This window comes from Rhodobacter sp. CZR27 (assembly GCF_002407205.1).
Classification (GTDB): Bacteria; Pseudomonadota; Alphaproteobacteria; order Rhodobacterales; family Rhodobacteraceae; genus Cereibacter_A.
The window spans coordinates 659,209-682,749 of record NZ_CP023549.1; the positions used below are offsets into that span (position 1 = coordinate 659,209).

Sequence of the window (23,541 nt, forward strand, 5' to 3'; positions counted from 1 at the left end):
GGGAGGATGCCGGTCTTCAGCCGGCTTCCCCCGCAGATCGGGCGGCGGCTCTGCCGGGATGGGGATCGTTCCCCGCAGCCGTGGCGTCAGGATGTGATGCGCGTCGATCGCGGGTCGTACATCGGCGCGATGCTTGCCTCGGCCTCGACTGTGCGGCCGGCGACCTCGATGGCATAGCGCGAGGCCAGCATCTCCTCGGGACTCTCGCCCTTGCGGAGACAGGGCACATAGCCAAGGCCGATCGCCCCGCCGAGCGTGTGGCCGTAGGCGCCGGAGCTTGTCTGGCCCACGATCCGGCCGTCGCGCAGGATCGGCTCGTTGTGGAACAGGAGCGGTTCGGGATCGGTCAGGCGGAACTGCATCAGCCGCCGGCCCAGACCCTCCTCGCGCTTGCGCAGCACCGCCTCGCGGCCGAGGAAGCTGCCCTTGTCCGTCTTGACCGCGAAGCCGAGGCCCGCCTCCAGCACATGGTCCTCGTCGGTGATGTCGTGGCCGAAATGGCGGTAGGCCTTTTCGATCCGGCAGCTGTCCATGGCATGCAGCCCGCAGAGCTTCAGCCCGAGATCGGCACCCGCGGCCTCCAGTTCCTCGAAGACATGGGCCGCCTGCTCGGCGGAGACATAGAGTTCCCAGCCCAGTTCGCCGACATAGCTGATCCGGTGGGCCCGGGCGAGGCCCAGCCCGATCTCGATCTCGCGCGCGGTGCCGAAGGGGAAGGCCGCGTTCGAGAAATCGTCGGGGCTGACTCGCTGCAGGAGGTCGCGCGAGCGCGGCCCCATGACCGGGATCGCCGCCTCGGCGGCGCTCGTGTCGAGGATGACCGCCTGCGCCTCGCCCAGATGCCGGCGCAGCCACGCAAGGTCGCGCTGGAGCGTGGCGCCGGGGACCACGAGCAGGAAGGCCGTCTCGGTCAGGCGCGTCACCGTCAGGTCGCTTTCGATGCCGCCCCGCGCGTTCAGCATCTGGGTATAGACGATCCGGCCGGGCTCCACGTCGATCCGGTTGGCGCAGAGCCGGTCAAGGAAGGCGCAGGCGTCGCGCCCTTCCACCCGGATCTTGCCGAAGGAGGCCATGTCGAGCAGGCCCACCCCCTCGCGCAGCGCAAGGTGCTCGGCGCGGGAATTGTCGAACCAGTTCTGACGGCCCCAGGAATGGCGATAGGCGCGCTCCTGCCCCTCGGTGGCGAACCAGTTGGCGCGCTCCCAGCCCGCAACTTCGCCGAAGACAGCGCCGCGGGCCTTCAGATGCCCGTGCAGGGGCGAGCGGCGGACCCCCCGCGCCGTCGCCATCTGCCGGTAGGGGAAATGGTCGGCATAGAGCAGGCCCAACGTCTCGGTCACCCGCTCGCGCAGGTAGCGGCGGTTCCGCTGGAACGGCTGCGCGCGGCGGATGTCCACCTCCCACAGGTCGAAGGGCGGCTCGCCCCGGTCCATCCATTGCGCCAGCGCCATGCCCGCGCCGCCCGACGAGACGATCCCGATCGAGTTGTAGCCCGCGGCGACCCAGTAGCCCCTCAGCTCGGGCGCCTCGCCGAGGTAATAGCGGTCGTCCGGCGTGAAGCTCTCGGGGCCGTTGAAGAAGGTGTGGATGCCCGCTTGGGCCAGCATGGGCATCCGTGCCACCGCCTTCTCGAGGATCGGCTCGAAATGGTCGAAATCCTCGGGCAGCTGGTCGAAGCAGAAATCCTCGCGGATGCCCGCCATGCCCCAGGGCTTCGCCACCGGCTCGAAGGCGCCAAGCAGGATCTTTCCGGCATCTTCCTTGTAATAGGCGCATTCGTCGGGCACCCGCAGCACGGGAAGCTGCGCGAGGCTCGGGATCCCCTCGGTCACGATATAGAAATGCTCGCAGGCGTGCAGTGGCAGCGTCACGCCGTTGCGCGCCGCAAGGTCGCGTCCCCACATGCCGCCGCAGTTCACCACCAGCGTGGCGGCGATCCGGCCGCGCTGGCCCTCGGCCTCCCATTCGACGCCGGTCACCTGCCCGCGGTCGGTCGTGACGCGCGTGACCTTCACCCCCTCATGGATCCGGGCGCCCCGCATCCGCGCGCCCCGGGCCAGCGCCAGAGCGATGTTGGCCGGGTCGGCCTGCCCGTCACCCGGCAGGTGCACGCCGCCCACCACGTCGGAAGTCTCGAGATGCGGGTAGAGCGCCTTGATCTCGGCAGGCGACAGCGGGTTCACCTCGACCCCGAAGGCCCGCGCCATCGAGGCCTGCCGCAGCAGTTCCTCCTGCCGCGCGGCCGTCAGCGCCACGGTCATCGAGCCGCGCTGGCTGAACCCGGTGGCAAGCCCCGTCTCGGCCTCGAGCCGCCGGTAGAGGTCGGCCGAATACTTCGCAAGCCGCGTCATGTTCTGGCTGGCGCGGAGCTGGCCGATCAGCCCCGCCGCGTGCCAGGTGGTGCCGCAGGTCAGCTGCCGGCGTTCGAGCAGCACGATGTCCGTCCAGCCCAGTTCGGCGAGATGGTAGGCGACGGAGCAGCCGGAGATGCCTCCGCCGATGATGACGACGCGGGCGGATGACGGAAGATCGGGCATGATGCACCTGGCGACCTGGGGATGAGGCAGGGTGCGGGAGGCGGAATGAAAAAGCAAGGTCGGAATTTCATTCTGATGGCTGTCCTGCGGCATGTCTTCACTTTCCGCCGCAGCTTCGCCTATGCTTCCCGCGGAGGAACGGATGAGCGATCACGTCGGCCGGGAGATCAGGGCGCTGCGCCGGGCGCGCGGCATGACGTTGCAGCAGATGGCGACGGCGCTTGGGCGGTCCGTGGGCTGGCTCAGCCAGATCGAGCGCGACCACGGAACGCCGTCGGTGCATGATCTCGGCCGGATCGCCGCCCTGTTCGACCTGAACATCAGCTTCTTCTTTCGCGCGTCGCGGCAGGATCCCGGCGAGCATGGCCGGATCGTCCGCGCCGCGCATCGAAGCCGCATCGGCTCTCCCTGCAGCGGCCTCACCGAGGAGCTTCTGTCCCCTGGCCTGACCGGCGCGTTCGAGATGATCCGGTCAGTCTTTGCTCCGCACTCGAAAAGCGAAGGCTTGCGCCGGCGGCGCGACAAGGAGGATGGCGGGGTGCTGGTCTCGGGGCGCCTGATCCTGCGCATCGGCAGCCTGACCGCCGAACTGTCCCCCGGCGACAGCTTCCAGTTCACGGACGAGGACTATGCCTGGGAGAATCCCGGCGACGAACCGGCCGAGGTGATCTGGATCGTGTCGCCGCCGATCTACTAGGCACCATGCCCGGTCCCGGACCCGCTACGGGCGGGCATCGTCGCGACCGCAGGGTCGGTGCTGCCCGGCAGCGGACCCGCGCCTGCGTTCCGAACATCGATCATCTACCCGCGGGGTCGCGGGGCGCAGCATGAACCGCCGCTCCGGCGGGCACCGGCAGGCGTTGTCGCCCATTGCATCGGCAACTTCCGCGGCTGGCCGTTCGTGCCGCTTGACGCATCTGCGACGAGGGGTCAGCATGATCTCAAATAGCCGGCTGGTGCCGGCACGGCATTCGCGCCCCGCACCCGGCTGGAACTCCACCCGGGGCGGGGCTTTTCTGTATTGGACCCCATGACGCGACGGATCGACATCGGCCTGCTCTACTCGCGTTCAGGCAGCTACGCGCTGATCTCCGAGGCCTGCCGCACGGGCGCGCTCGCCGCCATTGCCGAGGTCAACGAGGACCCCCGCGACCTGGTGCTGGTGCCGGTCGAGCGGGACCCGGGCGGCAACATCGACCTCTACGCCCCGCTCTGCGAGGATCTGCTGGCGCAGCAGGGCCTGCGGCACGTCATCGGCTGCGTCACTTCCTGGAGCCGGAAGGAGGTGATCCCCACGCTGGAGAAGGCCGGCGGGACGCTCTGGTATGCCGTGCCCTACGAGGGGTTCGAGGCCTCGGACCACGTCGTCTACACCCATGCCTGCCCGAACCAGCACCTGCTGCCGCTGCTGGACTGGGCGCTGCCGGCCTTCGGGCGCCGGGGCTACCTGACGGGATCGAACTACATCTGGGGCTGGGAGATGAACCGCCTGGCGCGCGAACGGATCGTCGCGGCGGGCGGCGCCGTGCTGGGCGAGCGTTACCTGCCCATCGGCTCGGCCGAGGTCGGGCGGATGATCGAGGAGATCCGCGCCACCGCCCCCGACTTCATCCTGAACTCGCTGATCGGGCCGTCGTCCTACGCCTTCCTCGCCGCCTACCGGGCACTCGGCGAGCAGGACGCGCGCTTCCGCCCCGACCGCTGCCCGGTCATGTCCTGCAACCTGACCGAATGCGAACTGCCGGCCATCGGTGCGGCGGCCGAGGGGCTGATCGCCGCCGGCCCCTATTTCCGCGGCGAGGGGCGCTTCGGCAGCTCGCACGAGGCGGCGGCCCATGCGGCGGTGATGGAACTGGCGCGGCTGCTTACCGGCCGGCCGGGGGCCGAGCGGCTGGCGCTGCCGGCGCTGCTGGAAGGTGCCGCGCCCGGCATCGTCGATCCGCAGACGCATCACACCGCACTGCCGGTGTTGATCGCGCAGGTCGAGGCGGGGCGCTTCGCGGTGCGCGAGCGCCTCGCGCCGAGGCCGGGCGACCCCTACCTGACCCACCCCGCGCCGCCGCGCCCGGCCTCGCTTCGGGTGGTGTCATGAGGCGTGGCGTCCGCATCCAGAACCTCGGCGGGGCGCGGGCGGTGATCCTGCACCGGCCGCATCCGGTGGTGCAGGCGCTGACGCGGCAACTGGCGGCCATCGGGCTTCAGGTGTCCTCGTGCTGGCCCGAGCTGGAGCCGGGGGCGCTGGCGGCCGATTTCGTGTTCTTCGATGCTGACATGGGCCATGACGGGCAGTTCCCATGGAAGGCGGGCGAGCCGCCGATGCCGATGATCGCGCTGATCGGCTCCGAGGCGCCGGGCCGGATCGAATGGAGCCTTCAGGCCGGGGCGCATGCGCAGCTTCTCAAGCCGATCGGCGACAGCGGGGCCTATTCGGCGCTGCTGATCGCGCGCTCGGCCTTCGACGCGCACCGGGCGCTGTCGGCCGAGATCGCGGACCTGCGCCAGCGGATCGAGGCGCGGCAGACCGTGGTGCAGGCGGTGGCGCGGCTGGCCGCACGGGGTAAGGACGAAAGCGCCGCCTATGCCCAGCTGCGCCAGCTGGCCATGGCCTGGCGCATCAGCATGGAGGAGGCCGCCCGCCGCATCGTGGCGAGCCGGGAGGGACCGGATGACCGACGCGACCACCGTTGAGCGCGCCGAGAAGGGGGCGCTGCGCCGGCTGGCGGAACGGCCGCTCGCGCTGTTCGGGCTGGTGCTGATCGTGCTGGTGGTGGGCGGCGCGCTGCTCGCCCCCTGGATCGCACCCTACGACCCGAACGAGCAGCATTTCGACGGCCTGACGATCGAGGGCGCGCCCCTGCCGCCCGGTGGCGCCTTCCTGCTGGGCACCGACCTTCTCGGCCGCGACCTGCTTTCGCGCATCCTTTACGGGGCCCGGACCTCGCTGGTGATCGGGGTGGCCGCGAACGGGCTGGCGCTGGCGATCGGGACGCTCGTCGGCCTTGTCGCGGGCTATTTCCGCGGCTGGATCGGGTCGGTCCTCATGCGCTTCACCGACCTGATGATGGCCTTTCCGGCGCTGCTGCTGGCGATCTGCCTCGCCGCGATCTTCCAGCCCTCGCTCTGGATCGTCGCCATGGTGATCGCCTTCGTGAACTGGGTGCAGACGGCGCGGGTGATCTATGCCGAGACCTCGGCCCTGACCGAGCGCGAATTCATCGCGGCCGAGCGCACGCTGGGCGCGGGCACGGGGCGGATCCTCTTCCGCCACATCCTGCCGCACCTGCTGCCCACCATCATCGTCTGGGGCACGCTGGGCATCTCGACCACCGTCCTGCTCGAGGCCACGCTGTCCTACCTCGGCGTGGGCGTCCAGCCCCCCACGCCCAGCTGGGGCAACATCATCTTCGAGAACCAGACCTATTTCCAGTCCGCGCCCTGGCTCGTGTTCATCCCCGGCACCGCGATCCTCTTGCTGGCCATGGCCTTCAACCTGGTGGGCGATGCATTGCGCGACGTGCTGGACCCCACCCAGCGGGGGAGGGACTGATGCCCGTCTACCTCGCCCGCCGCCTCGTGCAGTCGGCGCTGATCCTGCTCGGGATCAGTTTCGTGACCTTCGTGCTGCTCTATGTGCTGCCGGCCGATCCGGTGCGCCAGATCGCCGGTCGCTCGGCCACGCCGCAGGTGGTCGAGAACATCCGCCGCCAGCTGGGCCTCGACCAGCCGTTCATCGTGCAATACGGCCGCTATCTCTGGGGGCTCCTGCAGGGCGACTTCGGCCGCAGCTACCTGCAGAAGACCGACGTGGCCACGCTGATTGCGGCGCGCCTGCCCGCGACGCTCCAGCTGATGGCCGGGGCGATCCTGTGCGAGCTGGTGCTGGGCCTGACCATGGGGATCCTGGCCGCGCTGCGCCGGGGGCGCGCGCTCGACCAGGGGCTGATGATCGTCTCGTTCGTGGCCGTCTCGGCGCCGCAGTTCGTGGTCAGCCTGCTGCTTCTGTATGTCTTCGCGGTGAAGCTTGGCTGGTTCCCGATCGGCGGCTACGGCACCTTCGCGCATCTCGTGCTGCCGGCCGTGACGCTCGGCATCCTCGGCTCGGGCTGGTACAGCCGGATGATGCGATCGAGCATGATCGACGTGCTGCGGCAGGACTACATCCGCACCGCCCGTGCCAAGGGGCTGACGCGAGCGCGGGTCGTGCTGCGTCACGCGCTGCCGAACGCCGTCCTGCCGATCATCGCCATGATCGGGATCGACATCGGCGTGTTCATGGGCGGCATCGTCGTGGTGGAAAGCGTCTTCGGCTGGCCCGGCATCGGGCAGCTGGCCTGGCAGGCGATCCAGCGCATCGACATCCCGATCATCATGGGCGTCACGCTGGTCTCGGCCTGCGCCATCGTGCTGGGCAACCTTCTGGCCGATATCGTGGCCCCGTTCATCGACCCGAGAATAAGACTGAAATAAGAACCGACAGGAGAGTGGAATGAAGAAACTTCTGGCCTCGACCGCGCTGATGCTGGCCCTCGCCCTGCCCGCCGCCGCGCAGGAATATACTCCCGATCCAAACGCGAAGCCGGGCGGGACGATCACCATCACCTACAAGGACGATGTGGCGACGCTCGATCCCGCCATCGGCTATGACTGGCAGAACTGGTCGATGATCAAGTCGCTCTTCGACGGGCTGATGGACTACGTGCCCGGGACGACCGAATTGCGCCCGGGCCTTGCCGAGAGCTACGATATTTCCGAGGACGGGCTGACCTATACCTTCAAGCTGCGCCCGGGCGTGAAATTCCACAACGGCCGCGAGATGGTGGCCGAGGATGTGAAATACTCGCTCGACCGCGTGACGCTGCCCGCTACCCAGTCGCCGGGCGCCGGCTTCTTCGGGTCGATCAAGGGCTTCGAGGCGATGGCCGCCGGCTCCGCCACCACGCTCGAGGGCGTGACGGTCGTCGATCCCGCGACGGTCAGGATCGAACTCTCGCGCCCCGACGCGACTTTCCTGCATGTCATGGCGCTGAACTTCGCCTCGGTCGTGCCGAAGGAGGCGGTCGAGGCCGCGGGCGCCGACTTCGGCAAGCAGCCGGTCGGGACGGGCGCCTTCAGGCTTGCGGAATGGACGCTCGGCCAGCGGCTCGTGTTCGAGAAGAACGCCGACTACTGGCGCGAGGGCGTGCCCTATCTTGACGGCGTGGTGTTCGAGGTGGGGCAGGAGCCGATCGTGGCGCTGCTGCGGCTGCAGAACGGCGAGGTGGACGTGCCCGGCGACGGCATTCCGCCCGCGAAGTTCACCGAAGTCATGGCCGACCCGGCGCAGGCCGCGCGCGTGGTCGAGGGCGGCCAGCTCCACACCGGCTACATCACGCTGAACGTGACCCAGCCGCCCTTCGACAACGTGAAGGTGCGCCAGGCGGTCAACATGGCGATCAACAAGGAGCGGATCACCCAGATCATCAACGGCCGCGCGGTGCCGGCGACCCAGCCGCTGCCGCCCTCGATGCCCGGCCATGCCAAGGACTATGCCGGCTATCCGCATGACGTGGAGAAGGCCAAGGCGCTGCTGGCCGAGGCGGGCTTCGCCGATGGCTTCGAGACCGAGCTTTACGTGATGAACACCGACCCCAACCCGCGCATTGCGCAGGCGATCCAGCAGGACCTGTCGCGGATCGGCATCCGGGCCGCGATCCAGAGCCTTGCACAGGCCAACGTGATCGAGGCCGGCGGCAACGGCTCGGCGCCGATGGTCTGGTCGGGCGGCATGGCCTGGATCGCGGACTTCCCCGATCCGTCGAACTTCTGGGGGCCGATCCTCGGCTGCGCCGGCGCGGGCGAGGGCGGCTGGAACTGGTCGAAGTTCTGCGACAAGGAACTGGACGCGCTTGCGACCGAGGCCGACAGCTTCCGGGACCCCGCCGATCCGGCGCGGCTGGCCAAGTGGTCGGAAGTCTATGTCAAGGCGATGGAGCAGGCGCCCTGGGTGCCGGTCTTCAACGAGCAGCGTTACACGATGAAGTCGGCGCGGATGGGCGGCGAGGACGCGCTTTACGTCGATCCGGTCTCGATTCCCGTCAACTACGACTACGTCTACGTGACCGAGTGATCCCATGTGCAAGGACTGCAACTACACGATCCACGGCGCGCAGAGCCATTTCGGCTGGGACAACGCGCTCGCCCCGGCCGAGCGCGTGGCCCCCGGATCGACGATCCTGTTCCACTGCCGCGATTCCTCGGCGGGCCAGCTTGGCCCGTCGTCCACGGTGGCCGACGTGCTGGCGCTGGACTTCGGCCGGGTGAACCCGGTCTCGGGGCCGATCTACGTCGAAGGCGCGGAACCCGGCGATGCGCTGAAGGTCACGATCGAGAGCTTCACGCCACAGGTGCAGGACGGCTCTGGCTGGGGCTGGACGGCGAACATTCCTGGCTTCGGCCTGCTTGCCGACCAGTTCACCGAGGCCGCGCTGCACATCTGGAAATATGATGCGACGAGCCTCGCCCCGGCGCTCTGGGGGCGCGAGGGGCGGGTGCCGCTGAAGCCCTTCGCGGGCACCATCGGCCTTGCGCCCTCCGAACCGGGGCCGCATTCGGTGGTGCCGCCGCGGCGGGTGGGCGGCAATCTCGACATTCGCGACCTTGCCGCGGGCACCACGCTCTACCTGCCGGTCGAGGTGGCGGGAGGGCTCTTCAGCGTGGGCGACACCCACGCCGCGCAGGGCGACGGCGAGGTTTGCGGCACGGCGATCGAAAGCCCGATGGATGTGGTGCTGACGCTGGATCTGGTGAAGGGCGCAAACCTGAAGATGCCGCGCTTCACCACGCCGGGGCCGGTCACGCGGCATCTGGACGGCAAGGGCTACGAGGTGACCACCGGCATCGGCCCCGACCTGATGACGGCGGCGCGCGATGCGGTGTCGGGGATGATCGACCTGCTCTGCGCCGCGCGCGGCATGGCGCCGGTCGAGGCCTACATGCTGGCCTCGACCTGTGGCGACCTCAGGATCTCCGAGATCGTGGACATGCCGAACTGGGTCGTCAGCTTCTACTTCCCGCGCGCCGTCTTCGAATGACGCGCAGCGCAACCCCATCCGGGGCGGCCCCCGCCCCGGAACCCCAGCCCGCGCCGGTGCTGACGGTCGAGGGGCTGGAGGTTTCGGTGCGCACCGAAGCAGGGCTGCGGCCGCTGGTCTCGGGCCTGTCCTTCACCCTCGGGCGCGGCGAGACGCTGGCCATCGCGGGCGAGAGCGGATCGGGCAAGTCGATCACCTCGCTTGCCATCATGGGCCTTCTGCCGCCGCCCGCCGTGCGGGTGACGGGGGGCCGCATCGCGCTTGGGCCGACCGAGCTGACCGCGCTTCCCGAAGGGCGGATGCGGGCGATCCGCGGAGATCGGATCGCGATGATCTTCCAGGAGCCGATGACCTCGCTCAACCCGGTGCTGACGATCGGCACCCAACTGGCCGAGGCGATCCGCGCGCACACGCCCCTCTCGCGGGCCGAGGCCCGGGCCCGCGCGCTGGAGGCGCTCCGCTCGGTGCGGCTGTCGCAGCCCGAGCGGCGGCTGGAGCAGTATCCGCACGAGCTGTCGGGCGGCATGCGCCAGCGGGTGATGATCGCCATGGCACTGGCGCTGCGCCCCGAGGTGCTGATCGCGGACGAGCCCACCACCGCGCTCGACGTGACGGTGCAGCGCGAGGTGCTGGACCTGCTCCGCGACCTCCAGCGCGAACTGGGCACCGCGATCATCCTGATCACGCATGACATGGGCGTGGTGGCCGAGATGGCCGACCGGGTGATCGTCATGCGCGACGGCCGCATGGTCGAGGAGGGCACGGCCACCGACATCTTCACCCGCCCGCAGGCCGATTATACCCGGGCGCTGCTGGCCGCCGTGCCGCGCATGGGCGCGGGCCGCGGCCGCCCGCCGGTCGAGGCGGCGCCCATAGCGCGACTGTCCGACGTGCAGGTGCGCTTCGACCTGAAGGGAGGTTTCCTTGGCCGGGTGCAGGCGCGCGTCCATGCCGTCGAGCATGTCAGCTTCGACATCCGCCGCGGCGAGACCTTCGCGCTGGTGGGCGAATCCGGCTGCGGCAAGTCCACCATCGCGCGGGCGATGGTCGGCCTCGTGCCGCATGCGGGCCGGATCGAGATCGCGGGCCAGCCGCTGGAAGGCATGGACCGGGCGGCACGCAAGGCGCTGCACCGGCGGGTGCAGATCGTCTTTCAGGACCCGATGGCCGCGCTTGATCCGCGGATGCGGGTGGGCGACCTGATCGGCGAGCCGCTGGTCATCCACGACATCGGCACGCCCGGCGAACGCCGCGCGCGCGTGGCCGACCTGCTGACGCGCGTGGGTCTCTTGCCCGACCAGATGGGGCGCTACCCGCATGAATTCTCGGGCGGGCAGCGGCAGCGCATCTGCATCGCCCGCGCGCTGGCGCTGCAGCCCGAGCTGATCATCGCCGACGAATCCGTCTCGGCGCTGGACGTTTCGGTGCAGGCGCGCGTCCTTGACCTGCTGGCGGCGCTGAAGCGCGAGTTCGGCATTGCGCTCCTGTTCATCAGCCACGACATGGCAGTGGTCGAGAATGTGGCCGACCGGGTGGCGGTGATGTATCTTGGCCAGATCGTCGAGTTGGGCACCCGGGATCAGGTGTTCGGCAACCCGCGCCACCCCTACACCCGCCGCCTGATCGAGGCCGTGCCGGTGCCCGACCCGATGCACCAGCGCCCGCCCGTGCCGCGCCTCGCCGGCGAGGTCCCGAGCCCGGTGCATCCCGTGGGCAGCGGCCCCGTTCGCCTGATCCTGCGCGACGCGGGCGGCGGGCATCTGGTGGCGGCGGAATGAGCGGCCCGCCCCTCGCGTCCCGCGCCGCCGCCGGGCCTTGCCCGGCCCGATCCCTCCAGTGAGGCAGAATGCACCGCTACCGCTTTGTCCTCTTCCGTCCCTTGCAGTTCCTGCCCGTGCTGTTCGGGATCTCGGTCATCACCTTCGTCCTCGTCCGGCTGATCCCCGGCGATCCCGCGCGCATCCTGCTGGGCACGCGGGCCACCCCGGCGGCGCTGGCGCGCATTCGCGAGCAATACGGCCTCGACGAGTCGATCTGGGTCCAATACCTCTACTTCCTGAAGAACCTTGCGGCAGGCGAGATGGGGCGGTCGACGCTCTACAAGATCGACGTGCTGCCGCTGATCGCCGCCCGGATCGAGCCGACGCTGGCGCTTGTCGCGATGGGCGTCGTGCTGTCGCTGGCCATCGCGCTGCCCTTTGCGGCGATCTCGGCGCGCCGGCAGGGGCGCGCGGCCGATCAGGCCGTGCGGGTGGTCTCGACCCTCGGGATCGGCCTCCCGCCCTTCTGGCTGGGGCTGGTGCTGATACTGCTGTTCAGCGTCACGCTCGGCTGGCTGCCCGTCTCGGGCTATGGCGAGACGCTGCCGGAGAAGCTGACCCACCTGATCCTTCCGGGCCTGACGGTGGCGCTGTCGCTGTCGGCGGTGCTGACGCGCAGCCTGCGGGCGGGGATGATCGCGGGCCTCGCCTCTGACGTGGCGACCGCAGCCCGCGCCCGCGGCCTGTCCGAAGGGGCTGTCTTCTGGCGCCATGTCGTGCCGAACGCGCTCGTCCCGACGGTGAACCTGCTTGCGGTCAACATCGGCTGGCTTATCGGCGGCACCGTGGTGGTGGAGAGCGTCTTCGCCCTGCCCGGCATGGGGCAACTGCTGGTGCGGGGGATCTTCTCGCGCGACTACATGGTGGTGCAGGGGGTGGCCATGTGCTTCGCGGTGGCCACGGTGCTGGTGAACTTCGCGGCCGATGTCGTGACGGTGGCGCTCGATCCGCGGGTGAAGCTGTGATCGCGGCCCTTGCCCCCGCCGCGCGCCGCCCGATGCTGGTCGCGGGACTGACGATCCTGTCGGCCGCGGCGCTGCTTGCGCTGCTGGCGCCCTGGGTGGCGCCGTTCGATCCGATCGCGCAGAACGGCGCCATCCGCCTGCAGCCCCCCAGCCTCGCGCATCCGTTCGGCACCGACAACTTCGGCCGGGACGTGCTGTCGCGCGTGATCTGGGGCGCGCGGGTCGACCTGCAGATCGCGGTGCTGGGGGTGGTCTTCCCGTTCCTGATCGGCACCGGCGTCGGCACGCTGGCGGGCTTCTTCGGCGGCTGGGTCGATGCGCTCTTCATGCGGATCATCGACGTGATCCTGGCCTTTCCGTTCCTCGTCCTGATGCTGTCGATCATCGCGATCCTCGGTCCGGGCCTGACCAGCTTCTACATCGCGATGGCACTGGTGGGCTGGGTGTCCTACGCCCGGCTGATCCGGGCGCAGATCCTGGTGCTGAAGACGCAAGACTTCGCGGTTGCGGCGCAGAGCCTCGGCTTCTCGCGCGCGCGGATCATGTTCCGCCACCTGCTGCCGAACGCACTGCCGGGCTCGCTGGTCTTCGTGATGTCGGATGCGGTGCTGGTGCTGCTGAACGGCGCCGCGATCAGCTACCTTGGGCTTGGCGTACAGCCGCCGGTGGCCGAGTGGGGCGTGATGGTGGCCGAGGGCCAGCCCTTCGTCACCACCGCCTGGTGGGTCACGCTGTTTCCCGGCCTTGCCATCGTCACGCTCGCCTTCGGCTTCAGCCTCGTGGGCGATGCGCTGGCCGACCTGACGGGGGCGCGGGAATGAGCCTGCTCGAGATCCGCGACCTCTCGGTGCGCTACCGCCATGGGGCGGAGGAGCGGCGGCTGATCGACGGCGTCTCGCTGCGGCTGGAGCAGGGCGAGATCCTCGGCCTCGTGGGCGAAAGCGGATCGGGCAAGAGCCTGCTCTGCCGCGCGGTCATGGGCCTGCTTCCGTCGCGCCGTCTCGAGGTCGTGGGCGGCTGCGTCACGCTTGACGGCCGCGACATCACCGGATTGCCGGAACGCGAGATGCTGAGGATCCGCGGACGGCGGATCGGCATGATCTTCCAGAACCCGACCAGCCACCTCGATCCCGTCATGCGGATCGGCGACCAGATCGCCGAGGGGCTGCGGCTGCATCGCGGCCTTGCCCGCGCGGCGGCCCGCGCCGAGGCGGTCGGGATCCTGCGGCAGGTGGGTTTCACCGACCCGCCGCGGCAGGCGCGGATGTATGCGCACGAGTTCTCGGGCGGCATGCGGCAGCGCGCGATGATAGCGGTGGCGCTGGCCTGCGACCCCGAGATCCTGATCGCGGACGAGCCGACCACCGCGCTCGACGTGACGATCCAGGCGCAGATCCTGCGGCAGCTGGCCGGCCTGCGCGAAAGCCGCGGCCTGTCGATCATCCTGATCACCCACGACCTGGGCGTGGTGGCGCAGACCTGCGACCGGATCGCCGTGATGCGCGATGGGCGCATCGTCGAGGAGGGCGGGAAGCGCGAACTGCTGGCGCGGCCGCGGCATCCCTACACGCAGGCGCTGATCGCCTCGCATCCCTCGCTGCCGCACGACGAGGCAGTGGGCACGCCTTATCAGCCGCACACGAAGCCGTTGATCGAGCTGGACGATCTGGAGGTGAGCTTTCCCACTGGCGGACCGCCCTGGGCGCGCCGGAGCTTCAGGGCGGTAGACGGGATCAGCCTGCGGATCGGCCGCGGCGAGACGGTCGGGATCGTCGGCGAGAGCGGGTCGGGCAAGAGCACGCTGGCCCGCGCGCTGCTGGGCCTTCAGCCGGTGACGGCGGGGCACGTGGCCTTTGACGGCTCGGTGCTGACGCTCGACCGGGCGCGGACGCTGGCCCGTCTGCGGCGCGAGGCGGCGATGGTGTTCCAGGACCCGCTGAACGCGCTGAACCCGCGGCTGACGGTGGGCGAGACACTGTCCGAGGTGCTGCGCGTGCAGGGCAAGGTCGCGCGCGCGGCGATCCCCGCGCGGGTGGGGGACCTGCTGGACATGGTGGGCCTCGACCGCAGCTTCGCCGGCCGCCGGCCGCGCAGCCTCAGCGGCGGGCAATGCCAGCGCGCCGGCATCGCCCGGGCGCTGGCGGTGGATCCGACGCTGATCGTTGCCGACGAATGCGTGGCCGCGCTCGACGTCACCATCCAGGCGCAGATCGTGGAGCTTTTCCGCAAGCTGGTGCAGGACCGCGGGCTTACGCTCCTGTTCATCGCCCATGACCTCGCCATCGTCCGCTCGCTCTGCGAGCGGGTGGTGGTGATGCAGCGGGGCCGGGTGGTCGAGGACGGCCCCTCGGCCGAGGTCTTCGCCCGCCCGGCCCATCCCTATACCGCGGCGCTGATCGCGGCCATCCCGAGCATCGACCCCGACCGTCCGCTGGCGGCGCCGGTGCTTCCCGAAGAAACCGAAACCCAACAGGAAGGATTGCTCACATGACACGGAAATGGGCGCGTATCGGCCTGATCGCCCTTGGCGCGAGCCTCGCCCTCGGCAGCGTGGCCGAGGCGGCGGGCGTGCTGACCATCGGCCGGCGCGAGGACGGCACGACCTTCGATCCGATCGCCACGGCGCAGAACGTGGACTTCTGGGTGTTCTCGAACGTCTATGATGTGCTGGTGCGGGTGGACGAGACCGGCACGAAGCTGGTTCCCGGACTTGCCGAACGCTGGGAAATCTCGGACGACGGGCTGACCTACACCTTCCACCTGCGCGACGCGAAATTCTCGGACGGCTCGCCGATCACCGCCGAGGACGCGGCCTTCACGCTCACCCGCATCCGCGACAGCGAACTGTCGCTGTGGTCCGACAGCTATGGCGTGATCGACCGGGCCGAAGCCGCCGACGCGAAGACGCTGGTGGTGACGCTCAAGACGCCCTCGGCGCCGTTCCTGTCCACCATGGCGATGCCGGGCGTGTCGGTCCTGTCGAAGGCCGCCGTCGAGTCGATGGGCGAGGAAGCCCATGCCGAAAAGCCGGTGGCCTCGGGCGCCTTCATCGTCGAGGAGTGGCGCCGCGGCGACCGGGTGATCCTGAAGAAGAACCCGAACTTCTGGCAGGCCGATCAGGTGAGCCTCGACGGCGTCGAATGGATCTCGGTGCCCGACGACAACAGCCGGATGCTGAGCGTGCAGGCCGGCGAACTGGATGCCGCGATCTTCGTGCCCTTCTCGCGCGTCGAGGAGCTGAAGAAGGACCCGAACCTCAAGGTGCTGGTCGAGCCCTCGACGCGCGAGGACCATCTGCTGATCAACCACGAGCATCCGCCGCTCGACAATTCCAGGGTGCGCGAGGCGCTCGACCTTGCCATCGACAAGCAGGCGATCGTGGAGACGGTGACCTTCGGCGTGGCCGAGGTGGCCAATTCCTACATCCCCGCGGGCGCGCTCTACCACAACGAGGCGAACCTCCAGCGTCCCCACGATCCCGAGAAGGCGAAGGCCCTTCTGGCCGAGGCGGGGGCCGAGGGCCTGTCGCTCGACTATGTGGTGAACGCCGGCAACGAGGTCGACGAGCAGATCGCCGTGCTGCTTCAGCAGCAGCTTGCGGCGGCCGGGATCACGGTGAACCTGCAGAAGATGGACCCGAGCATGACCTGGGACATGCTGGTGAACGGCGAATACGACCTGTCGGTGATGTACTGGACGAATGACATCCTCGACCCGGACCAGAAGACGACCTTCGTTCTCGGTCACGACACCAACATGAACTACATGACGCGCTACAGGAACGACGAGGTGAAGCAGCTGGTCGCGGATGCCCGCCTCGAGATGGACCCGGCGAAGCGCGAGGCGCTGTATACCCGCATCCAGGAACTGGCCAAGGCCGACACCCACTGGATCGACCTCTACTACAGCCCCTACATTAACGTCACCCGCGCCAATATCGAGAACTTCCACCAGAACCCGCTGGGCCGCTTCTTCCTCGAGGCGACGGTCAAGAACTGACGCGATGCGCGGCCCCGGTCAGGGGCCGCGCACCGCCTGCCGGCCGGGGGCAAGCGTCGGCCGGGCGCGGCTTCAGGCCGGCAGGTAGTCGATGTTGCGCGCCAGCCAGCAGCCGAGGCGGAGGCCCGCCACCCGCCCGCCCTCGTCGCGGCGGACCTGAAGCGTCCAGTCGCCCGGCGCGGGCGCATCCATCGAGCGGCGCGTGGTGACGACCCAGACGTCCGGCCCCACCGGGTGCATCCGCTCCATCGGCCCGGTCCCGAGCATGCCCTCGAACCCGGCATAGCAGCCACCGTCGCGCGCCTCGATCACCATGTCGGCCTCAAGCTCGGCCGAGCGGTAGCGGCCGGCGATGTCACGGGCATCCGCCACCTCGACCGCGGGCAAGGCGGGCGCCCGCACCGTCAGGTGATCGGCAGTCCGATCCATCACCAGCACATCGCCGTCGCGCCGCAGCGTCACGCCCGGCCCCGAGGCCACCCCCGCCGCGACCGTCAGCCGGTCGGAGGCAGTGGCGAAGCGCAGCTCGAGCCCCGCCGCATCCTCGGCCACGCGCAGCAGAAGCCCGCTGTCGGGATCGAGCCATTGGCCCGCCCAGCCCTCCGGCCGCTCGCCCGCGGGTGCGACATGCCCCAGCGCCGCCGCCAGCAGCGACGAGGCCGCAGCGTGCGCGCTGGCCTCGTGGTTGAACATCACCACCACCGAGAGCCGCGCGTCCGCCGTGTGGAACCGCTGCGCGCGGAAGCCGCGCAGCGCGCCGCCGTGCCCCGTGACGCGCACCCCCGCCACGGTCTCGTGCGACAGGCCGTAGCCATAGCTCGCGGGCGTGCCGTCGGCATAGCCGGGCGGGACCGAGATCCGACGATAGAGGCTGGCCTCATCCTCGCGCGTGGCATCGATCCACCGCTCATAGGCCAGCATGTCCCGAAGCGACGCCGAGATGCCCGCGTCGCCGATCCAGTAGATCCCGTTGTCGGCCGGAAAGAAGCCCGTGGCGTCGCTGCCCTCGTAGCCCACGACCGCGTCGGCGGGATGACGGGTGTCGGACGTCAGCTCGGCCGTGGCCATGCCGGCGGGGCCGAAGATCCGCTCGGCATAAAGGTCGGGAAGGGCGCGGCCGGTCTCGGCCTCGATCAGCTCGGAAACGATGCGGAAGTTGCAGTTGCAATAGGAATAGGCGGTGCCGGGCGGAAAGTGGCCCGTCTTCATCCGCGCGATCAGCGGCAGCGCATCCTCGCGGCGGAAGGTCTGGCTGGCCTCGGCGCCCTGAAGCACGGTCAGCGCCCAGTAGTCGCGCAGCCCCGACTGGTTGTCGCAAAGCTGCCGCACCGTCGGAAGCGGACCGTCGAAGGCGGGCAGGAACGCCGCCACACGCGCATCCAGCCGCGCCGGATCGCCTACTGCGTCCAGAAGGACCGCGCAAGTGAACTGCTTCGAGATCGAACAGATCGGCAGGCGCGTCGCGGCCTCCATCGGCCGGCGCGCGGTCAGGTCGGCGTAACCCCAGGCACGGGCCGCCACCACCTCGCCGCGCCAGACGACGCCCGCCACGCCGCCCGGGCCCCGGAACCGCTGCGGCAGCGCGTCCAGCGCCCGGTTCAGCGCGTCGAGATCCAGATCCGTCATGATGCTCCTCGCTTCGTTTGCCCCGAGAGTGGCCGAGACGCGGGTGCGCTGCAACGGCCCTTCGGGGTTCCATTCCGGCCCCGCGACCGGATAGGTTCGGCCTGACGGTCCGGCCCCGGCCGGGCACTGACGAGGAAAGGCCCCTCATGACCTGGAAGACCGCCCACCGCTCGTTCTACTATCAGGGCGCCCCCGAGCCCGAGGATCCGGTGCTGCTGCCCGGCAAGGTGGCGCTGCTGGTGATCGACGTGCAGAACACCTATCTTGAACAGCCCGACCCGGTGGCCGAGCCCGAGCGCGCCGCCGCATGGGCTCCGTTCCACGCGCGGATGCGCGGCACCGTCATCCCGAACGTCGCGCGGCTGATCGGGGCGTTCCGCGCGCGCGGGCTGGACGTGCTGTTCGCCCGCATCGCCTGCCAGCTTCACGACGGGCGCGACCGCTCGCTGAGCCAGCGCAAGCCGGGCTGGAACAACCTGCTGCTGCCCAAGGACGAACATGCCTCGCAGATCGTGCCCGAGCTTGCGCCGCGCGGCGACGAGATCGTGGTCACCAAGACCACCGACAGCGCGCTGACGGGCACGAACCTGCGGCTGATCCTGACCAACCTGGGCATCACCCATGTCGTCTGCACCGGCATCTTCACCGACCAGTGCGTGTCCTCGACCGTGCGCAGCCTTGCCGACGAGAGTTTCGACGTGATCGTCGTCTCGGATGCCTGCGCAGCGGGGAGCGACGCGCTGCACGACCGCGAGCTTGAGGTGCTGAACATGATCTACGCTTCGGTCATGAGCAGCGAGGAGCTTCTGGGCTTCCTGCCGGGCTGACGACCGCACCGACGCCGTCCGCGCCAGTCCCTCCGGTGGGGGCTTGGGCTCCTCCGGCGTCCGCCGCCGTCGGAGAAGGCGGAGGTACGTTTCTGCGTCCTCCCGGGCTTCGCCCAAGACAAGTCCGATCTCCACATGCGCCGTGCGCCGAGGGGGCCGGGGTCGGCCGGAAGATCGCGCCTTCCCGCGCCGTCAGCGGCGCCGCCCCTGCGTCACCGGGTGAAGGCCTGGACGTTGCCGGCGTCGACGTTGAGGATGTTGCCGGTGGACTTCGCCGACAGGTCCGAGGCAAGGAAATAGACGCCCTCGGCCACATCCTCCGGCAGCACGGCCCGCTTCAGCATCGACCGCTGGCGATACATCTCCTCGAGCCCCTGCTTGTCGGTGCCATAGGTCGCTGCGCGCTGGTCGAGCCACTCGCCCGACCAGATCCTCGAGCCGCGCAGCACCGCATCGGGGTTGACCACGTTGACACGAATGCCCGCCTCGGCCCCTTCGAGGGCAAGGCAGCGGGCAAGGTGGATCTCGGCCGCCTTGGCGGTGCAGTAGGCGCTCGCGTTGGGGCTGGCGGCGAGGCCGTTCTTCGAGGCCACGAAGACCACCGAGCCGCCGATCCCCTGTGCCCGGAACAGCCGGAACGCCTCGCGGCTGACGAGGAAGTAGCCGGTGGACAGGATGTCCATGTTCCGGTTCCAGAGCGCGAGCGTCGTCTGTTCGATCGGCGCGGACGAGGCGATGCCGGCATTCGACACGAGGATGTCGATGCCGCCGAACTCGGCCGCGGCCTCGGCATGGGCGCGGATCACCTGCGCCTCGTCCGTGACGTTCATCGCCACGCCCCGCACCACGTCGCCTCCGTGCCGCGCGGCCAGCGCCTCGCGCGTCGCTTCCAGCGCCTCGGCGTTGATGTCGGTCAGCACCACGCAGGCGCCCTCGCGCAGCAGGCGGTCCGCCGTGGCCGAGCCGATGCCCCCCGCCGCCCCGGTAACGAGCGCCACGCGACCGGCAAGGCTTTTCGGCTTCGGCATCCGCTGCAGCTTGGCCTCCTCCAGCAGCCAGTATTCGATGTCGAACGCCTCCTGCTCGGGCAGGCCGCGATAGGTCGAGACCGAGGAGGCGCCGCGCATCACGTTGATCGCGTTGACATAGAACTCGCCCGAGATGCGTGCCGTCGCCTTGTCGAGCGCGAAGGTGATCATGCCGACGCCCGGCACCAGATAGACCACGGCGTTGGGATCGCGCAGCGCGGGGCTGTCGGCATGGCGGCAGCGGGCGTAGTAGGCCGCGTAGTCGTCGCGGTAGGCCGCGACCGCCTCGGCGAGACCGGCGATGGTCCGGTCGAGGTCGGGGTTCAAGGGGTCGAAGTCCACCACCAGCGGCCGGATCTTGGTCCGCAGGAAATGGTCGGGGCAGGAGGTGCCGAGCGGCGCGAGGCTTTCGAGCGCGTTCGAGCCGACGAATTCGAGCACGGCCGGCTGGTCGTCGAAATGGCCGACCTTGTGCCGCTCCGTCGAGATCAGGCCGCGGATCACGGGCATCAGCCGCGCCGCAATGGCGCGGCGCTGGTCGGCCGGCAGGGTGGGGACCTTCGGCCCGCCGAAGGCCGCGGTGCCGGCGGTCCTCGCCTCGAGCCACGCCGCCGCCCGTTTGATGACATCGAGCGTCGTCAGGTAGCAGTCCTTTGCATCGTCGGCCCAGGTGAAGAGGCCGTGGCTTTCCAGCACGCAGCCCTTCGCCTGCGGGTTCTCGGTCGCGAAGTTCTCCAGCCACAGGCCCAGCTCGAATCCGGGGCGCTTCCACGGCAGCCAGCCTATCTCGTCGCCGAAGATCTCGGCCGTCAGCTCCCGCGAGTTGACCGAGGCCGCGATGGCGATGATGGCGTCGGAATGCACGTGGTCGACGTGGCGCCTCGGCACATAGGCGTGCAGCGGCGTGTCGATCGAGGCCGCGCGCGGGTTCAGGTCAAAGGTGCAGTGGGGCAGGTAGCCCACCATCTCGTCCTCGTGGTCCACCCCGCGATAGCGGCCCTTCAGGGCCTGAAGCTTCTCCATGTAGAGGGTCGAGAACCCGTCCATCCCCATCGAGCCGATGTCGCCGCCCGAGCCCTTTACCCAGAGCACCTCGACCCTTCCGCCGGTCAGCGGGTCGGTCTCCATCACCTTGGCCGAGGTGTTGCCGCCACCGTAATTCGTCACCCGCTTGTCCGAGCCGAGCAGGTTCGAGCGGTAGAGCAGCTTCTGCGGCTCGGTCATGGCCGCCGCCTCCGCGTCGTCCCACAGGCTCTCGAGTCTCGTCGCGGTCATCCCGTCCTCCCCATCGCGCGGGCCGGACCCGGGCTTCTTGCCGATCATCATGGGAAGTTGCGCCGCAGTGTCAATCATAAACGATCACGTGCAGTCGAAGATGATCGAATGATCCCCATGCGCGCGGATCGATGATTGACTATGATTGGAACCCTCCTCAATCTGCGGCTCATGGGAGGGACTTCGATGCACGAGACCGAGCGTCACCGGATCATCCTGTCGGCGGTTCAGGAGCGCCCCGTGGTCACGGTGCCCGAGCTTTGCCAGATGACCGGCGCGTCCGAGGCCACGATCCGCCGCGACATCGCGGGGCTGCATGTGCAGAAGAAGCTGCGCCGGGTGCGCGGCGGCGCCGAGGCGGTGGCGCCTCCCGGCTTCGTCGGCATCAACGCACGCCCCTTCGCGATGCAGGAAACGCTCCGTGCGCCCGAGAAGCGTGCCATTGCGCGGGCGGCGGTGGATCTTTGCGACGACGGCGACGCCATCATCGTCAACGGGGGAACGACGACCTTCCAGATGGTCCACCCGCTGACGACGAAGCGGCTGCAGGTCTTCACCAACAGCTTCCCCATCGCCGAGCATCTGCTGAAGCATTCGAAGAACACGGTCCTGCTGCCCGCCGGCGTGATCTACCGCGAGCAGAACATCATCCTGTCGCCCTTCGACGACGACGGCAGCCGGCACTTCCATGCCCGGCGGATGTTCATGGGCTGCCGCGGCCTTGGTCCCCTTGGGCTGATGGAGGGCGACCCGCTGCTGATCCAGGCCGAGCAGAAGCTGATCGGGCAGGCGGACGAACTGATCGTGCTGGCCGACAGCTCCAAGTTCGCGCAGGGGTCGAGCCTGGTGCTCTGCCCGCTGGCGCGTATCCACACCGTCGTCACCGACGACGGGATCGACGACCGCGCCGCCCGGATGCTGGAGGCGGCGGAGGTGCGGCTGATCGTGGCCGAGGTGCCCGCCGCCGACCGCCGCCGGCAGAAGGGCTGACGACGCCATGCCCGGACAGCAGCCGAGATCGAACGCCGAAACCGTGACGCGCGTCGCCGTCATCGACATCGGCAAGACCAATGCCAAGCTCGCGCTCGTGGAGGGTGACACCCTGCGAGAGGTTGCCGTCGTCAGCCGCCCGAACACGGTTCGCCCGGGGCCCCCCTGGCCGCATTTCGACCTCGAGGGTCACTGGGAGTTCCTGCTTCACCATCTGGCGGCCTTCCATGCCGCGCATGGCGTCGATGCCATATCGGTGACGACGCACGGGGCATCGGTGGTGCTGCTGGATGCATCGGGCGGGCTGGCGGCGCCGATGCTCGACTACGAGAACCCGGGGCCGGACGCCTTGGCGGCGGGCTACGACGCGATCCGCCCGCCCTTCGCCGAAACCGGCTCGCCACGGCTGCCGATGGGGCTGAACGTGGGGGCGCAGCTGTTCTGGCTGTTCGAGACGCAACCCGGGCTTCGCACAGCCGTCGCCCATGTGCTGACCTATCCGCAATACTGGGGCTTCCGGCTGACCGGAGAGCTGGCGAGCGATGTCACCTCGCTCGGCTGCCATACGGATCTCTGGAACCCCTGGGAGGGGCGGCTGTCCTCACTGGTCGACCGGCTGGGGCTGGCGGACCGGATTGCCCCCGTCCGACGGTCCGGGGACGTGCTGGGAACGCTGCGGGGCGACCTCGCCGCGCGGACGGGGCTGCGTCGGGGAACGCCCGTCGCGGTCGGCATCCACGATTCCAACGCCTCGCTTCATCCTTATGTTCTGGGCCGGCAGTCGCCCTTCGCCGTCGTCTCGACCGGCACATGGGTCGTGGCGATGGCCATCGGCGGCGCGGCCACCCGGCTGGACCCGGCCCGCGACGTGCTGGTCAACGTGAATGCCTTCGGCGCGCCCGTGCCTTCGGCGCGCTTCATGGGCGGGCGGGAATACGAGGTCATCCGCGCCGGATCGACGGCGGTGCCGAGCGACGCGGATCGCAGGGCGGCGCTTTCCCGCCGGGTGGCGATCCTGCCCTCGGTCGAGCCCGGCTCCGGTCCGTTCCCGGGCCGCAGGATGCGCTGGACGGACGCGCCTGCGACCGAGGGCGAGCGGCTGGTCGCCCTGTCGTGGTATCTGGCGCTGATGACCGGGACCTGTCTCGACCTCGTCGGCGCGCGCGGACCCGTGATCGTCGAGGGGCCTTTCGGCGGCAATCCGGACTATCTCGACATGCTCGCGAGTTGCGTCGGAGCGGTGGAGGTCGCGACCTCGGCCACCGGCACCTCGGCCGGCGCGGCTCTCCTCTGCCTCGGGACGGCGCCTCGGGTCGTGACCAGACGGGTCGAGACACGCGCCGACGTTTCGCTGCTGCGGGACTATGCGGCCGAATGGCATCGCCGGGCATGAAGGGCCAGCGG

The 23,541-nt window shown here is 69.6% G+C and carries 18 protein-coding genes; 15 read left to right on the plus strand and 3 right to left on the minus strand.

The window, feature by feature from the left end:
• Positions 1-86 precede the first annotated feature (86 nt).
• On the minus strand, positions 87-2,537 hold the full coding sequence (locus tag CK951_RS19110) for an FAD-dependent oxidoreductase (protein WP_096787966.1): 2,451 nt from the start codon (positions 2,535-2,537) through the stop codon (positions 87-89).
• A gap of 142 nt (positions 2,538-2,679) precedes the next feature.
• On the opposite strand from CK951_RS19110, the gene CK951_RS19115 reads away from it, so the two are divergent.
• The 12 genes from CK951_RS19115 to CK951_RS19170 all read left to right on the plus strand — a co-directional run bounded on the left by CK951_RS19115 (position 2,680) and on the right by CK951_RS19170 (position 16,391).
• Positions 2,680-3,234 carry a helix-turn-helix domain-containing protein gene (locus CK951_RS19115; protein WP_096787793.1) on the plus strand — a complete coding sequence of 185 codons (555 nt, stop codon included), beginning with the start codon at positions 2,680-2,682 and terminating at the stop codon, positions 3,232-3,234.
• Between the two features lie 333 nt (positions 3,235-3,567).
• Positions 3,568-4,629 (plus strand): transporter substrate-binding protein, encoded by a 1,062-nt coding sequence (locus CK951_RS19120; protein ID WP_096787794.1) that lies wholly within the window; start codon positions 3,568-3,570, stop codon positions 4,627-4,629.
• The gene (locus tag CK951_RS19125) at positions 4,626-5,225 is read left to right on the plus strand and encodes an ANTAR domain-containing response regulator (RefSeq protein WP_096787795.1); all 600 of its coding nucleotides are present in this window, start codon (positions 4,626-4,628) and stop codon (positions 5,223-5,225) included. Before CK951_RS19120 ends, CK951_RS19125 begins: the two co-directional genes overlap by 4 nt.
• Entirely contained in the window at positions 5,203-6,084 is an 882-nt protein-coding gene (locus tag CK951_RS19130) for an ABC transporter permease (RefSeq protein ID WP_096787796.1), read from the plus strand. Before CK951_RS19125 ends, CK951_RS19130 begins: the two co-directional genes overlap by 23 nt.
• Positions 6,084-7,004 carry an ABC transporter permease gene (locus CK951_RS19135; RefSeq protein ID WP_096787797.1) on the plus strand — a complete coding sequence of 307 codons (921 nt, stop codon included), beginning with the start codon at positions 6,084-6,086 and terminating at the stop codon, positions 7,002-7,004. Before CK951_RS19130 ends, CK951_RS19135 begins: the two co-directional genes overlap by 1 nt.
• A 19-nt stretch (positions 7,005-7,023) precedes the next feature.
• The gene (locus CK951_RS19140) at positions 7,024-8,643 is read left to right on the plus strand and encodes an ABC transporter substrate-binding protein (RefSeq protein ID WP_096787798.1); all 1,620 of its coding nucleotides are present in this window, start codon (positions 7,024-7,026) and stop codon (positions 8,641-8,643) included.
• A gap of 4 nt (positions 8,644-8,647) precedes the next feature.
• Complete coding sequence (locus CK951_RS19145) at positions 8,648-9,607, plus strand: acetamidase/formamidase family protein (RefSeq protein WP_096787799.1); 960 nt, start codon at positions 8,648-8,650, stop codon at positions 9,605-9,607.
• Positions 9,604-11,385 carry an ABC transporter ATP-binding protein gene (locus CK951_RS19150; RefSeq protein WP_096787800.1) on the plus strand — a complete coding sequence of 594 codons (1,782 nt, stop codon included), beginning with the start codon at positions 9,604-9,606 and terminating at the stop codon, positions 11,383-11,385. The genes CK951_RS19145 and CK951_RS19150 overlap by 4 nt, the downstream gene beginning before the upstream one ends.
• Positions 11,386-11,453: 68 nt before the next feature.
• Entirely contained in the window at positions 11,454-12,392 is a 939-nt protein-coding gene (locus tag CK951_RS19155) for an ABC transporter permease (RefSeq protein WP_096787801.1), read from the plus strand.
• Positions 12,393-12,424: 32 nt separating this feature from the next.
• Positions 12,425-13,213, plus strand: coding sequence for an ABC transporter permease (locus tag CK951_RS19160; RefSeq protein WP_198402513.1), 789 nt, complete (start codon positions 12,425-12,427; stop codon positions 13,211-13,213).
• On the plus strand, positions 13,210-14,883 hold the full coding sequence (locus CK951_RS19165; protein WP_096787803.1) for an ABC transporter ATP-binding protein: 1,674 nt from the start codon (positions 13,210-13,212) through the stop codon (positions 14,881-14,883). The genes CK951_RS19160 and CK951_RS19165 overlap by 4 nt, the downstream gene beginning before the upstream one ends.
• Positions 14,880-16,391 carry an ABC transporter substrate-binding protein gene (locus CK951_RS19170; RefSeq protein ID WP_096787804.1) on the plus strand — a complete coding sequence of 504 codons (1,512 nt, stop codon included), beginning with the start codon at positions 14,880-14,882 and terminating at the stop codon, positions 16,389-16,391. The genes CK951_RS19165 and CK951_RS19170 overlap by 4 nt, the downstream gene beginning before the upstream one ends.
• 72 nt (positions 16,392-16,463) lie before the next feature.
• Here CK951_RS19170 and CK951_RS19175 read toward each other — a convergent pair whose 3' ends face one another.
• On the minus strand, positions 16,464-18,017 hold the full coding sequence (locus CK951_RS19175) for a D-aminopeptidase (RefSeq protein WP_096787805.1): 1,554 nt from the start codon (positions 18,015-18,017) through the stop codon (positions 16,464-16,466).
• 146 nt (positions 18,018-18,163) lie between these two features.
• Here CK951_RS19175 and CK951_RS19180 point away from each other — a divergent pair, with 146 nt between their 5' ends.
• Entirely contained in the window at positions 18,164-18,844 is a 681-nt protein-coding gene (locus CK951_RS19180) for a cysteine hydrolase family protein (protein ID WP_096787806.1), read from the plus strand.
• A 212-nt stretch (positions 18,845-19,056) separates the two neighbouring features.
• On the opposite strand, the gene CK951_RS19185 is transcribed toward CK951_RS19180, so the two are convergent.
• On the minus strand, positions 19,057-21,147 hold the full coding sequence (locus CK951_RS19185) for a bifunctional rhamnulose-1-phosphate aldolase/short-chain dehydrogenase (RefSeq protein ID WP_096787967.1): 2,091 nt from the start codon (positions 21,145-21,147) through the stop codon (positions 19,057-19,059).
• Positions 21,148-21,333: 186 nt separating this feature from the next.
• Between CK951_RS19185 and CK951_RS19190 the strand changes: the two genes are divergently transcribed.
• Both CK951_RS19190 and CK951_RS19195 read left to right on the plus strand, forming a co-directional pair.
• Positions 21,334-22,137 carry a DeoR/GlpR family DNA-binding transcription regulator gene (locus CK951_RS19190; protein WP_096787807.1) on the plus strand — a complete coding sequence of 268 codons (804 nt, stop codon included), beginning with the start codon at positions 21,334-21,336 and terminating at the stop codon, positions 22,135-22,137.
• Positions 22,138-22,144: 7 nt separating this feature from the next.
• Positions 22,145-23,530 (plus strand): FGGY-family carbohydrate kinase, encoded by a 1,386-nt coding sequence (locus CK951_RS19195; RefSeq protein ID WP_096787808.1) that lies wholly within the window; start codon positions 22,145-22,147, stop codon positions 23,528-23,530.
• The last annotated feature ends 11 nt before the right edge of the window (positions 23,531-23,541 follow it).

Excerpts from the sequence above, each read along its gene's own strand:
- CK951_RS19125 (WP_096787795.1), top strand. The coding sequence starts at position 4,626 with ATGAGGCGTGGCGTCCGCATCCAGAACCTCGGCGGGGCGCGGGCGGTG.
- CK951_RS19110 (WP_096787966.1), bottom strand. The coding sequence starts at position 2,537 with ATGCCCGATCTTCCGTCATCCGCCCGCGTCGTCATCATCGGCGGAGGC.
- CK951_RS19130 (WP_096787796.1), top strand. The coding sequence starts at position 5,203 with ATGACCGACGCGACCACCGTTGAGCGCGCCGAGAAGGGGGCGCTGCGC.
- CK951_RS19150 (WP_096787800.1), top strand. The coding sequence starts at position 9,604 with ATGACGCGCAGCGCAACCCCATCCGGGGCGGCCCCCGCCCCGGAACCC.
- CK951_RS19155 (WP_096787801.1), top strand. The coding sequence starts at position 11,454 with ATGCACCGCTACCGCTTTGTCCTCTTCCGTCCCTTGCAGTTCCTGCCC.
- CK951_RS19120 (WP_096787794.1), top strand. The coding sequence starts at position 3,568 with ATGACGCGACGGATCGACATCGGCCTGCTCTACTCGCGTTCAGGCAGC.
- CK951_RS19115 (WP_096787793.1), top strand. The coding sequence starts at position 2,680 with ATGAGCGATCACGTCGGCCGGGAGATCAGGGCGCTGCGCCGGGCGCGC.
- CK951_RS19160 (WP_198402513.1), top strand. The coding sequence starts at position 12,425 with ATGCTGGTCGCGGGACTGACGATCCTGTCGGCCGCGGCGCTGCTTGCG.
- CK951_RS19170 (WP_096787804.1), top strand. The coding sequence starts at position 14,880 with ATGACACGGAAATGGGCGCGTATCGGCCTGATCGCCCTTGGCGCGAGC.
- CK951_RS19190 (WP_096787807.1), top strand. The coding sequence starts at position 21,334 with ATGCACGAGACCGAGCGTCACCGGATCATCCTGTCGGCGGTTCAGGAG.
- CK951_RS19165 (WP_096787803.1), top strand. The coding sequence starts at position 13,210 with ATGAGCCTGCTCGAGATCCGCGACCTCTCGGTGCGCTACCGCCATGGG.
- CK951_RS19195 (WP_096787808.1), top strand. The coding sequence starts at position 22,145 with ATGCCCGGACAGCAGCCGAGATCGAACGCCGAAACCGTGACGCGCGTC.
- CK951_RS19180 (WP_096787806.1), top strand. The coding sequence starts at position 18,164 with ATGACCTGGAAGACCGCCCACCGCTCGTTCTACTATCAGGGCGCCCCC.
- CK951_RS19145 (WP_096787799.1), top strand. The coding sequence starts at position 8,648 with ATGTGCAAGGACTGCAACTACACGATCCACGGCGCGCAGAGCCATTTC.
- CK951_RS19185 (WP_096787967.1), bottom strand. The coding sequence starts at position 21,147 with ATGACCGCGACGAGACTCGAGAGCCTGTGGGACGACGCGGAGGCGGCG.
- CK951_RS19175 (WP_096787805.1), bottom strand. The coding sequence starts at position 18,017 with ATGACGGATCTGGATCTCGACGCGCTGAACCGGGCGCTGGACGCGCTG.
- CK951_RS19135 (WP_096787797.1), top strand. The coding sequence starts at position 6,084 with ATGCCCGTCTACCTCGCCCGCCGCCTCGTGCAGTCGGCGCTGATCCTG.
- CK951_RS19140 (WP_096787798.1), top strand. The coding sequence starts at position 7,024 with ATGAAGAAACTTCTGGCCTCGACCGCGCTGATGCTGGCCCTCGCCCTG.